Source organism: Microbulbifer sp. MCCC 1A16149, assembly GCF_050368945.1.
Taxonomy (GTDB): domain Bacteria; phylum Pseudomonadota; class Gammaproteobacteria; order Pseudomonadales; family Cellvibrionaceae; genus Microbulbifer.
Genome location: NZ_CP185959.1, coordinates 4264158 through 4275716 on the forward strand (window position 1 = coordinate 4264158; position 11559 = coordinate 4275716).

An 11559-nucleotide genomic window follows, 5' to 3' on the forward strand; every position below is an offset into this window, starting at 1 on the left:
CCGCAGTGCGGGAACTTCAATAATTCCCGCGGTCTATATTCAGCCGGGCGTCAGCTTATGCGAGCCATACTGACCGCCGGAACCAAGAATAATGTTTGGAGTAAGTCTTTATGAGAGCCGTCGTTGCACTGTTCACCATGCTGCTGAGCCTCGCAGCCTGTGCCCAGGATACCCCGGGAAAATTCAAAGCGGGCGAGTACTACGAAGTGCTGCCCCAGGCCGTCGCCCAGGATGACGACAGCAAAATCGAAGTCACCGAACTGTTCTGGTACGGCTGTGGCCACTGCTACCATTTTGAAGGACCGCTGAAAAAGTGGCAGAAAACCATGCCTGCGGATGTCGCACTGAAGAAGATCCCGGCAATCTGGCAGCCGGTGATGGAAGTGCACGCGCGTATGTTCTACGTGGCGGACGCCATGGGCGTGCTGGACAAGGTGCACGACCCGATCTTTGGTGCCATCGCCCAGCAGCGCAAAATGTTTGCCGACCGCAACGGCCGTGAGTGGACCCCGGACGAAAGCGCCATTGCCGCCATGTTCACCAACAATGGTGCCGACGGTGACAAAGCGGTGAAGCTGATGAACTCCTTCGCCATCAACAGCAAGATCAAGCAGGGCCAGGCCAAGCAGCGCGCCTACAAGCTTTCCGGCACCCCGGAAATGGTTGTGGCCGGCAAGTACCGTGTCAGCACCTCGCTGCCGGGCTTCAAAGGCAAGTCCAACGGTCAGCAGCTGATGCTGGAAGTTGTCGACTACCTGGTCGAGAAAGAGCGCGCGGAAAAGGGCTGATCGCCACCGCGACGGAAAACCCCGCACAGGCGGGGTTTTTTTATGCCCGCGGTTTGCCGTGCGAGCCGTGTCCGGGGCAATACTGCTAGTCTGAAACGGGATACCGTAAAAAAATCCGCCACTGCCAAATGCCCAGAAAGCCGAAAACCCCGCTGCTGATACTGCTGCTTGCCACCTTGCTGGGTGGAAGCGCGGCGTGGGCGCAGCCCACTGCAGACAAGGAAACCCAGAATACCGCGGCGCGCGCGGTGAGCCTGCTGTCCTTTGTGGCGGTGGATTATCCCGAGGCGGTCAGTGACGACGGGATGCGGGATCGCAGCCTGTACCGCCAGTTGCAGGGCAATGTGGAGGTGGCCGCGTCGCTGCTGGAAAAGCTGCCCGAAAAGCCCGGCCGCAATCAGCTGCAGCGCACCCTGCAAGACCTCGCCGCGGAAATTGAAAACCGCGCGCCACCGGGCCAGGTACGCCAGCGCGCGAACGCCGCGGCGGATCGCCTGGCGGCGCTCTACCAGTTGCCGCGCTCGCCGGCAGAGCCGCTGCCGCCGGCGCAGGAAGCGCGCGCGCTGTACCAGGATCGCTGCCGTCACTGTCACGGCGAAAACGGCGATGCACCGCAGGCCGAGCGCAAGCTGACCGATCCCGCGCGCATGGCGAACCTGAGCCTGTACGATTTCTATAACGTGCTCGAACCCACGCGTAATGATGCCCACAACAGGGACATCGATGGCGATCTCAGCAGTCGCGAGCGCTGGGCACTGGCGGTGATGGTGGCGGGTTTTGCCGCCCCAGAGATAGCGCCGTCAGCGCGCCGCGCGCAGGAATATCCCGCGTTGGTGGGGCTACCGGGAATGGCGGTACTGCGGCCAGTGGAACTGCCCGACGACGCCCGCGATGCGCTGATGTGGTGGCGCGCACACCCGCAGGAGACCGCGCATCTGCAACACCCGCTGGCGCGGGCCGCCGGGTTGCTGTACCTGGGGCAGACCGCCTATCGCAGCGGCGATTCTGCGAGTGCCTATCACCAGTTGATGCTCGGCTTGCGCGAGGGCTACGCCCAGGCCCGCCCGCAGCTGGCGGAGCGCAACCCGGCGCTCACCGCCCAGCTGGACCAGCAATGGCAGGAGCTGCGCCAGTCCATCCTCGACCGCGCTCCGAGCAATGAAATCATCGAACAGTTTCAGCGCCTGCAGGCCAACGTGGTGCGCGCGCGGGAGCAGTTACAGCCCACCTCTGGCAGCGCAATCTACGCCTGGGCGGTGTTTTTCCTGGTGATTGCCCTCGGGGTTGGCGGGCTTTTGTGGTACAGATTGCGCCGCCCAAGGGGTAAAACTGGAACTTCGTAGTGTGCTTTGGCGCGGAAACAAAGAATTTTGTCGCATCCGCTGCCACAGTTGAGATTTACGACTAGGCTTTTAATTAGGTTGATTAAATAACCGCCAGTCGTAGAACCCAACAGAGAAGAGTGCCGCATGAAGTTGTTGCGTCAGTTGTCCTTCCGTCCCGTTCTCCTATCCCTGCTGCAGGTCTATGGCCTGGTGCTTGCGATATTCCTGTTACTTCCCATGCTCGCTTCCGCCCAGTCCCAGACGCCGGATCAGTCCACCGCCAATCAGTGGGCCGGTAACTGGCTGGTAGTGGGGCAGGGCGACGAGCAGCTGGTGTGGCAGCTGAAAGCCGATGGCACCGGTTTTGCCCACGGCTTCCGCGCCGATGGCCAACTCACCCACGGTTTTGCCATTTCCTGGCGAATCGAGGGAGATACGGTACGTATCCGCACCGGTGGCACCCTGCACTGCAACAGCGGCATGGTGTACGCGCAATTTACCGGTTGGAGTCCGGTCACCCTAGACTTCAACGTTATCGACGGGCGTCACTGGCGCCAGCACAACGGCGGCATCCTGGCCTTCCAGCGTCGCTTGCCAGACTGGCAGACCCCCAATCACGGGGCCGAGTGCCCGAACCTGTACGACGGTGAAAGCAAGGAAACCCAGCAGACTGCGTCTGCGGGCAACTGAGCACCGGCGCTTCGCACGCGATGGTTCAGGATTCAGCGCCCAGGCGTCGGCCCGGTCAGGAGCGACCCGTCGACGCCCCCGGTGAGCGACCCATTCTTCAGGGACGAATAAAGCGCAAGCGGAGACAAGCCGTGAAGCAGCCTCGCTTTATTCCCTCCGGATTCGTGAAGCCAATCCTGCTCGCAGCAGCCGTGGCCGCGTTCGGTGTGCCCAGCGGTCTGCGCGCGCAGGACAAGGCGCCCACGGATGCCACCGCAGCGGATATCGCGAACAGCGCAGCGCAGGCGGAGAACAAAACCCAGTACCCGGGGTGGGACGCGGATTCCCGCCTGGAAGCCAGTCAGTGGGTCGGCAACTGGCTAATCTCCCGCGATGGCGAGGCCCAGCACGTGTGGAGCCTGAATCGGGACGGCACAGGTCGTTCCTACGCGTTCAGCAAGCACGGGGAAAAGATGAAGTTCTCCTATGGCTACGATATCCGCTGGTACTTCGATCCGTTTACCCAGATGGCAAACATCAAGACCGAGCGCCGCATCGTATGCCGCGGCGGACGTCTGTATCCCTACTTCCTGACCCTCAAATCCTACGAGAGCGATTACGCGGTCAAGGGCAAATATGCCTGGCAGACCACCTGGACCGAAGCCAGCATCGGCCGCAACTACCTGCACAAATCCCTGGTGGTGTTTGTCGCCCCGCTGTCCGGCTGGCACAACCCGCAGAAAGACGCCCCGTGTCCCGAGTTCCCGCGTATGGATGTTGAAAAAGATATCGATATCGCCCTCGACCGCTGGGAGCTGGAAGCGCAGCGCCAGGAGACCCTGGTAGATACCACCCCGGTGGAGGGCGAGCCGGAGTTCGACGGTGAAGAGTTTGGCCCTGCCGCCAAAGCCCCCAAGGGCAAGCTGCCGCAGCAGCGCAAGAACACCGCCAGGGCGCGGGTGAAGGGCGGCACCGGCAAACAGCCGAAACCGAAAAAACGCGGCGCGAACTGAGCGCGCCCCCTGTCAGTATCCGGAGAGTGAGATCACCATGAATGCCCAGGTAAAAATCGACCAGTTGTTACAACGCCTCACCCCGATTCTGAACCGTGAGCAGCTGGTGATGTGTCAGCTGGATGAAACCCAGTTGCGCACATTGTTGCAGGAGTGCCTGTGTATCTTCCGCGAGCGCGAGGGTATCTGCGCGCTGCTGCCCAAGGACGTTGCCGAGCGCGAGTCACTGCCGGAAGACGGCAGTTACCGCCAGATTACCCTGCAGTACACCGGCGGCCTGCAGGTGCCGGGAATCGCCGCCACAATCGTGCGCGAGCTGGCGGACGCCGGTATCCAGGCCAATGTGGTGTCGGCGCGCTGTCACGAGCATCTGTTGGTCAGCGAGCATGACGCCAAGCAGGCCATGCAGGTTCTGTACGGCATCAGCAATCGACTGCAGTACAGCTGATCGGCGCCACGCGCTGACGGAGAAAACAGATATCCGGCAGGGAGCGCCGCTGAGGAGCTTCCTGAGACCATGCATATTGCCTATCCCGCTCCGCTACCACACGGCCGAATCCGCCAGGTGTTGCCGGACTTTTTTGTGGTGCGCGGTACCGCGCGCATCGCGCCGCGGGTATACGTCAATCGCAACATGGGCATCGTGCGCAGCGGCGACGATCTGCTGCTGGTAAACCCGGTGCGTCTGCGCCGGATGGAGGAAGAGCGCCTGTGTGAACTGGGGCGGGTGCGCCAGGCGGTCAGGCTCGGTTACTACCACGGCTGTGACGACCTCTATTACCGCGATCGCTTCAATGTTTTCTTCTGGCGACAGGCCCACTCCGATCACTATCCACTGCCCCCGGCGGATCAGTTTCTCGCCGACGGCGGCACCTGTCCGGTAACCGGCGGTCGGGTATTTGAATTCAGCAACAGCCGGGTGCCCGAGGCGGCACTGCTGCTGCCCCTTTCCGGAGGCCTGCTGCTCACCTGCGACGCGCTGCAGTTCTGGAGTGGCTGGGCCGGCTGCAGCTGGGCCGGCAAGTGGATGCTGCGCCTGAGTGGTGTGCACCAGGGGATGCAGGTCGCACCCGCCTGGTGTCGTCGCGCCACGCCGGATCACGAGAACAACCAGCGCTGGCTGGCCGCGGATTTTCAGCGCCTGTTGAACCTGCCTTTCCAGCACCTGCTCGGTGGTCATGGTGACTTTTGTGCGGATCGCGCCCACGAGCTCGCAGAGCGCGCCGTGGACAGTAGCTTTATGAGACTTGCACCACGCCATTGATGCCCGCCAATCGTCGGAGCCCGGTACCGCGAGCGTGCTAAGCTGGCGCCGTATCCGATCTCGACGAGTCCTGTATGCGTATCAATCATCTCACCTGCCGCGCCCTTGCGGCGGGCGCCCTGGCTGCACTGCTCAGCACCGGCATTATTTCCTGCGTCAGCACCGGGGCATTCGCGCCCATCCCCAGCGCGGATATGGAGCGCATGCGCGCGGATATAGAGTACCTTTCCGCCGACGCCCTCGCCGGGCGCAAGACCGGCAGCCGCGGCTATCAACAGGCGGCGCAGCACGTGGCCGACCGGTTTGCCGAACTGGGCCTGAAGTCGATTACCGGCGATGACTACTTCCAACAGGTACCGTTTCGCGAGGCGCGCTGGGGCGGGCACCAGGCGACCCTGATGTTGCACGGCCGCGACGGGGATATCACCTTCGAACTGGGCGCGGACTTTCTCGCCAAACCACCGACCATCGGCGACGATACCGCCACCTCCGCGGGGCTGGTGTTCGTCGGCTACGGTGTTGAAGCGCCGGAATTCGGATTCGACGATTACGCCGGATTGGATGTGCAGGGCAAAATCGTGGTGGTACTGGATGGCCGCCCGCCGCAACTCCCCAACGAAGTGGGTGCCCACTATGCCTCCGGGCGCACCAAGCGGGAAACCGCCGCCCGCCACGGTGCGGTTGGCTATATCAACCTCAATACTCCGGCGCTGGAAGCGCGGCGTTCATTTGCCCGTTCTGGCGAACATATCCAGGAGCCGACTTTCGACTGGTTGCGTGCGGACGATGTGCCGGGTAACGCCATCCCCGGTATGCACCCCGGCGTTGTGCTGGATATGCCCGCCGCGCGGCAGCTGTTTATGGGTGCGCAGCGTAGTCTCGATACCATTTTTACCGAGATGGACAATGGCGTAGTGCCCAGGGGCTTCGCGCTGCCCTACAGCGCGACTCTCACCAGCGGTGGCGAACACCGCAAGGTAGTCAGCCCCAACGTGGTCGGTCTGCTGCCGGGAAGTGATCCCGGGTTACGCGACGAGTATGTGGTGTTCACTGCCCATCTCGATCATATCGGGGTGGATGCCGCCGGGTCGGGGGAGGGCGATGTCCACGACCCGTTAAACCCGGACCGAATCAATAACGGTGCCCAGGACAACGCCGCGGGCATCGCGGTGATGTTGGAGGTGGCGCGCATGTTTGCGGAGTCCGGTCGCGCACCGGGTCGCTCGATCCTGTTTGTGGCGGTGACTGCTGAGGAAGAGGGCCTGCTGGGTTCCGACTACTTTGCCCGGCACCCACCGGTGCCGCCCCGGTCGATGGTGGCAAACATCAATCTGGATATGCCCATGCTGTTGTATCCGTTCCGCGACGTGATCGCGTTCGGTGCCGAACACTCCAGCCTGGGCAAAAGTGCCGCGCGCGCCGCACAACGGGCGGGCCTCAAGTTGAGCCCGGACCCGATGCCGGAGCAGGTGATTTTCGTGCGCAGCGACCACTACAGCTTTGTGCGCCAGGGGGTACCGTCGATCTACCTGATCACCGGCCGTGAGGCGATCGACAAGAATATCGATGGCACCCAGGCCCAACTCGATTTCCTGATTGGCCGCTACCACCGCCCGGAAGACGAGGCGGACGAACAGATCAGCTATATCGCCGCGCAGCAGTTTGCTGAGGTGAATTTCGCGATTGCCTGGGATGTGGCCGATGCGGAGCGCAAGCCATACTGGAACCGCGGGGATTTCTTCGGCGAATTGTTTGCTGGGGAAAACTAGCCGCGGCAGCTTTTCCTGACCACCACCGCGGTGCGCAGCCGGTCCTTGCCGAACAGTGACATCTGCGAAAGCGCATCGCGGGCAATGGGCAGGTACTGGCTGTCCAGCGGGTTGTCCTCGTCGTCCACGTCCGGGTCGTGCACGTAAAAGCAGGCATCGTCCATTCCGGTCAGGGTTACCCAGTGGGGGACTTTCTTGCCGTCCAGCCTGTAGGTACTGATCAGCAATAACACCAGCGCACCTTCCTCCAGCCACTGCTGGCACTGTTCCTGGGTAAAGTCCTGTGCGATTACCGGCAGGCCGGTATCCCTGGCCTGCTGGCGATAGTCCGCATCCACCTGTTCGATGACCATCTTTTTTTCCGCGCTGCGCACGCTGTCGAGAAACAGCGGGCTCGACTGGTTCAGGTACACCTCGCAGGCAAAGCTGCGCTTCTGCATCGCCAGTGCCAGCCCGATGGGATGACAGCCGCCGGTGCCGGAGGTCATGAAAATGGTGGTGGCTTCCCGCCACAGGGTCAGTTCATCGCTGCCGTTGGGAACATAGTCGGGATCCAGCCCGGCCATGGCCATCATCGCCGCCGCCGGGCCGCAGGTGAACTCGGTGCGCTGTCCGTACCAGGGCACTTCCGCGGTGTGCAGGTTTTCCGGGCGATAGCGGATGCGCTTCTGCATGCGCAGGGCGTTGCCGGCGTCCTCGTAGTAATTGCTGTAGCTGCCAAAGGTGCGGTACCCCAGCTGCTGGTACAAACCGATGGCGGCGCTGTTTTGCTCCGCTACCTCCAATCGCATATACAGCCGGCCAGCCCGGCTGCTCGCATCCTCGGCCGCCATCAGCAGTGCCTTGCCAATACCCTTGCCGCGCCCGGCTGCGCCGACCGCAATAGAGTACAGGCGCGCCAGACGGGTGCCCCGGCGCAGCAATACCAGAGCGTAGCCCAGCAGCGCGCCATCCTGTTCCGCGACCAGGAAGACCCGGTTGTCGGTTTTGAGCCAGTGGCGCAAGCGGCGGCGGCTGAGTCGATCGCCGCTGAAGCTGGCTTCTTCCAGCTCGCACAACGGGTCCAGATCGCGGATTTCGGCCGCGCGAATCTGCAGCTGTGCGACAGCGTTCGGGGTGGGGGAGTGGTGTGGCATTTTAGGGGTGAGGCACCGGAATAGAGCCGCAAAGGTGCGGCCCGGGAAAGCTAGCAAACCGGTGGAAAAAAACTAGTGGCTGGATGAAAAAAATATTAGGTGTTGGGTAAAAAGTCTTCTATCTTTCGCACATCTGACGGGCCTCTTCTGGGCTCTATTTTGGTCTCACTTTTTCCCTCCCGAGGCGCCAACAGCATCCATGTCCCAGGTCCTTATTGTGATCGACGAGCCCGACGACTGGGCTCCCTACTACCCCAGCGAGCGGGTCATCACCTTTGCCGACTACCTGGCCCTGCCGGCACGCCAGCAACGGGTGCGGGTAATCAACCTGTGTGCCAGCTACGACTACCGCGGCGAGGGTTACTACTGTTCGCTGCTCGCCGAGGCGCGCAGTCACAATGTGCTGCCCAGTGTGCGCACCCTCAACGACCTGGCCCTGCCACAGCTGTACAAGCTGCAGCTGTCCCAGGCGCTGCCGGTACTGGCGAAACTGCCGCTGCCCGCCGCGGGTTCCGAGCGGGTGGTGAAGTCCTATTTTGGGCGCTGCGCGGACCCGGCACTGCAGCCGCTGGCGCGGGCGCTGTTCGACCGTTTTGCCTGCCCGGTGCTGGAAATCCACCTGCGCGCAGACCCCCAGTGGGAAATTGTCGAGCTGAAAATCTGCTCCCACCGCGAGCTGAACGAGGCCGAGGAAACCGAGTTTGCCGAGGCCCTGGATAATTTCAGCAACAAGGTCTGGCGCCAGCATAAAAAGCCCGGCAACAGTCGCTACGACCTGGCGATCCTGGTGAATCCGGAAGAGAAACTGCCGCCGTCCGACGCGGCGGCGATCAAGAAATTTATCGGTGCCGGACGCGAGCTGGGCCTGTCGGTAGAGCTGATCGGCCCCGGGGATTACATGCGCCTGTCGGAATTTGACGGGCTGTTTATCCGCGAGACCACCGCCATTGATCACCACACCTATCGCTTCGCTAAAAAAGCCGAGGCCGAGGGGCTGGTGGTGCTGGACGATCCTACGAGTATTCTGCGCTGTACCAACAAGATCTACCTGGCGGATCTGTTCCGCAACAACAAGGTCCCGGCACCGCGCACCTGTATTCTGCGCCGCGGCGATGAGGCGGGGCTGAAGGTGGCGCTGGAGGAACTGGGCCTGCCGATGGTGGTGAAAATCCCCGATGGCTCTTTCTCCCGCGGCGTGGTGAAAGTGAAAACGGAAGAGGAGCTGCATCAGCAACTGGAATTGTTGTTCGCAGAATCCAGCCTGCTGCTGGCCCAGGAATTCCTGTACACGGAGTTCGACTGGCGCATTGGTGTGCTCGACAACAAGCCGCTGTATGCCTGCCGTTATTACATGGCCAAAAACCACTGGCAGATCTACAACCATGGCAGCAAAAAAAATGTCAGCGGCGGATTTACCACACTGCCCACATTTGAGGTGCCCAAGCCGGTATTGCAGGCCGCCCTGAAGGCCACCCGTCCCATCGGCAACGGTTTTTACGGCGTGGACGTGAAGGAATCCGCGGGCAAGGGGTATGTCATCGAGGTGAACGACAACCCGTCCATCGACAGCGGGGTGGAGGACAAATACCTGGGCAAGGAACTGTACCGGCTGATCCTGCAGGAATTTATCCGTCGCCTGGATGCGCGCAAGGCGGGGCAGGAATAACCGCGCGTATTTTGTAGGCGCCCGCCCCGCATGCTGGTGTGGAGCAGGTCAGGGGGTTTGGCGGCACAGTTCCAGCCAGCGCTCGATACCGGCACTGCGATATTTCTGCCGGTGCAGGGCGAAATAAAACTCGCGACTGAAATCCCGCTGTGGCACCGGCAGTTCTACCAGCGCGCCGCGCTTGAAGGCATCGGTGAGGGATACCCGGGACAGGCAGCTGATGCCGAGCCCGGCTTCCACCGCGCGCTTGATCGCCTCGGTGTGTTGCAGCTCCAGGCGAATATTCAGCTCCGGCAGCAGCCCCGCGAGGGCCCGCTCGAACGTCTGGCGGGTACCGGAGCCGGTTTCCCGCAGTATCCAGGTGGCCTCGCGCAGGTCTTCGTCACTCAGCTGGGCGCGGTTGGCCAGGGGGTGGTCCGGTGAGCAGAACACCACCTGTTCGTCGTCCCGCCAGGGGATCATCTCCAGGTCGGGATGGTTCAGTTCCCCCTCGATCAGTCCCAGGTCCAGCTCGAAGTTCAGCACGCCCTGGGCAATGGCCGCGGTATTGGCCACTTCCAGTTCCACCCGCGCCCCCGGTTGTTCCTCCATATAGCGGGCCATAATGCCCGCGGCCAGGTAGTTGCCGATGGTCAGGGTGGCGCCGATCTTCAGGCGCCCCAGATCGCTGTGCACCAGCAGGGTGGCCTCCAGCTCCCGGGCCCGCTCCAGCAACTCCTCCGCACGCGGCCACAGCTGTCGTCCCAATTCATTAAGGCGCAGCCGCTTGCCGGTGCGTTCGAACAGGCGCAGGTCGAACTGCTGCTCAAACTCCTTCAGCGCGGTGGACGCCGCCGACTGCGACATGTTCAGGCTTTCCGCCGCGCGGCTCACATTCTGGTAATGTGCGCAGGCGAGGAACACTTCCAGCTGACGTAGGGAATAGCGCATGGGATGGGTCTCTCGGGGATACCTTTTGGTTATCTGTAAAATAGATAACGAATATCGAAATATCCCATTTTGCCAATAGATATGCCAGCGCTAGAATTCACCGGGCAAACAGCGCAGGAATAAGTGGTTCTATTGTTATGTCAAATTTGAATAAGGAAACGGTGCTCGAAGTCCATCACTGGAACGACACCCTGTTCAGCTTCAAGACCAGCCGCGATCCCGGATTCCGCTTTGAAAATGGCCATTTCACCATGATCGGCCTGGAGCAGCCCAACGGGCGTCCGCTGCTGCGCGCCTATTCCATTGCCAGTGCCAACTACGAGGACGAGCTGGAGTTTTTCAGCATCAAGGTCCCCGATGGTCCGCTGACCTCGCAGCTGCAGAAGATCAAACCCGGTGACGAGATTTTCGTCAGCCGCAAACCCACCGGTACCCTGGTCGCCGATCACCTGCTCCCGGGCAAGCGTCTGTGGCTGTTGTCCACCGGTACCGGCCTGGCGCCATTTATGAGCATCATCAAGGATCCGGATGTTTACGAGCGCTTCGACCAGGTCATCCTGACCCACGGTGTGCGCTTCAAGTCCGAACTGGCTTACCAGGACTACATCGAGAAGGAACTGCCGGAACACGAGTATTTCGGCGAGATGGTACAACAGGGGCTGTTGTACTACCCCACGGTCACCCGCGAGCCCTACCGGAATAACGGCCGCCTGACCGACCTGATGCTGTCCGGCAAGATCTTCAGCGATCTGGACCTGCCCAAGCCGAATGTGGAAGAAGACCGCTTTATGCTGTGCGGCTCACCGGCGATGCTGAAAGACCTGACCAGTATTCTCGACGACTGGGGTTTCAAGGAAACCCGCGCGGGCGTGCCGCACGAGTACGTGATCGAGCGGGCCTTTGTCGAGAAGTAAGTGAAAGTCGTGGTGCTGCTTCGTGCGGCACCGCGCAACTGCCACCTGAATGGAACAGGATACTGGCGTCGGTACTTTGGGGATG

Annotated in this window: 11 protein-coding genes; 9 read left to right on the forward strand and 2 right to left on the reverse strand. The window is 61.8% G+C overall.

Annotated elements, in window-relative coordinates:
• Positions 1-110 precede the first annotated feature (110 nt).
• From ACONT6_RS17650 to ACONT6_RS17680, 7 genes are all read left to right on the forward strand, one after another.
• Positions 111-788, forward strand: a complete 678-nt coding sequence (locus tag ACONT6_RS17650) for a thiol:disulfide interchange protein DsbA/DsbL (RefSeq protein WP_428819696.1) — start codon at positions 111-113, stop codon at positions 786-788.
• A gap of 128 nt (positions 789-916) precedes the next feature.
• Positions 917-2131 carry a hypothetical protein gene (locus ACONT6_RS17655; RefSeq protein WP_428819697.1) on the forward strand — a complete coding sequence of 405 codons (1215 nt, stop codon included), beginning with the start codon at positions 917-919 and terminating at the stop codon, positions 2129-2131.
• 126 nt (positions 2132-2257) lie between these two features.
• Positions 2258-2803: a hypothetical protein gene (locus ACONT6_RS17660; protein WP_428819698.1), complete on the forward strand. Its 546-nt coding sequence runs from the start codon at positions 2258-2260 to the stop codon at positions 2801-2803.
• A 131-nt stretch (positions 2804-2934) separates the two neighbouring features.
• Positions 2935-3795: a hypothetical protein gene (locus tag ACONT6_RS17665; RefSeq protein ID WP_428819699.1), complete on the forward strand. Its 861-nt coding sequence runs from the start codon at positions 2935-2937 to the stop codon at positions 3793-3795.
• 37 nt (positions 3796-3832) lie between these two features.
• Positions 3833-4243, forward strand: a complete 411-nt coding sequence (locus ACONT6_RS17670) for an ACT domain-containing protein (protein ID WP_428819700.1) — start codon at positions 3833-3835, stop codon at positions 4241-4243.
• A gap of 69 nt (positions 4244-4312) precedes the next feature.
• Positions 4313-5059 carry a hypothetical protein gene (locus tag ACONT6_RS17675; RefSeq protein WP_181254730.1) on the forward strand — a complete coding sequence of 249 codons (747 nt, stop codon included), beginning with the start codon at positions 4313-4315 and terminating at the stop codon, positions 5057-5059.
• Between the two features lie 74 nt (positions 5060-5133).
• The gene (locus ACONT6_RS17680) at positions 5134-6828 is read left to right on the forward strand and encodes a M28 family metallopeptidase (RefSeq protein ID WP_428819701.1); all 1695 of its coding nucleotides are present in this window, start codon (positions 5134-5136) and stop codon (positions 6826-6828) included.
• On the opposite strand, the gene ACONT6_RS17685 is transcribed toward ACONT6_RS17680, so the two are convergent.
• Positions 6825-7964: a peptidase C39 family protein gene (locus ACONT6_RS17685; protein WP_428819702.1), complete on the reverse strand. Its 1140-nt coding sequence runs from the start codon at positions 7962-7964 to the stop codon at positions 6825-6827. The two genes, ACONT6_RS17680 and ACONT6_RS17685, sit on opposite strands and share 4 nt — an antisense overlap.
• 199 nt (positions 7965-8163) lie before the next feature.
• Here ACONT6_RS17685 and ACONT6_RS17690 point away from each other — a divergent pair, with 199 nt between their 5' ends.
• The gene (locus ACONT6_RS17690; RefSeq protein ID WP_428819703.1) at positions 8164-9630 is read left to right on the forward strand and encodes a RimK family protein; all 1467 of its coding nucleotides are present in this window, start codon (positions 8164-8166) and stop codon (positions 9628-9630) included.
• 48 nt (positions 9631-9678) lie between these two features.
• Here ACONT6_RS17690 and ACONT6_RS17695 read toward each other — a convergent pair whose 3' ends face one another.
• On the reverse strand, positions 9679-10560 hold the full coding sequence (locus tag ACONT6_RS17695) for a LysR family transcriptional regulator (protein ID WP_428819704.1): 882 nt from the start codon (positions 10558-10560) through the stop codon (positions 9679-9681).
• Positions 10561-10697: 137 nt separating this feature from the next.
• Between ACONT6_RS17695 and ACONT6_RS17700 the strand changes: the two genes are divergently transcribed.
• Positions 10698-11474 (forward strand): ferredoxin--NADP reductase, encoded by a 777-nt coding sequence (locus ACONT6_RS17700; protein WP_181254726.1) that lies wholly within the window; start codon positions 10698-10700, stop codon positions 11472-11474.
• Positions 11475-11559: the final 85 nt, after the last annotated feature.

Coding starts and splice junctions, on each gene's coding strand:
- ACONT6_RS17650 (WP_428819696.1), top strand. CDS start 111: ATGAGAGCCGTCGTTGCACTGTTCACCATGCTGCTGAGCCTCGCAGCC.
- ACONT6_RS17655 (WP_428819697.1), top strand. CDS start 917: ATGCCCAGAAAGCCGAAAACCCCGCTGCTGATACTGCTGCTTGCCACC.
- ACONT6_RS17660 (WP_428819698.1), top strand. CDS start 2,258: ATGAAGTTGTTGCGTCAGTTGTCCTTCCGTCCCGTTCTCCTATCCCTG.
- ACONT6_RS17670 (WP_428819700.1), top strand. CDS start 3,833: ATGAATGCCCAGGTAAAAATCGACCAGTTGTTACAACGCCTCACCCCG.
- ACONT6_RS17675 (WP_181254730.1), top strand. CDS start 4,313: ATGCATATTGCCTATCCCGCTCCGCTACCACACGGCCGAATCCGCCAG.
- ACONT6_RS17680 (WP_428819701.1), top strand. CDS start 5,134: ATGCGTATCAATCATCTCACCTGCCGCGCCCTTGCGGCGGGCGCCCTG.
- ACONT6_RS17685 (WP_428819702.1), bottom strand. CDS start 7,964: ATGCCACACCACTCCCCCACCCCGAACGCTGTCGCACAGCTGCAGATT.
- ACONT6_RS17690 (WP_428819703.1), top strand. CDS start 8,164: ATGTCCCAGGTCCTTATTGTGATCGACGAGCCCGACGACTGGGCTCCC.
- ACONT6_RS17695 (WP_428819704.1), bottom strand. CDS start 10,560: ATGCGCTATTCCCTACGTCAGCTGGAAGTGTTCCTCGCCTGCGCACAT.
- ACONT6_RS17700 (WP_181254726.1), top strand. CDS start 10,698: ATGTCAAATTTGAATAAGGAAACGGTGCTCGAAGTCCATCACTGGAAC.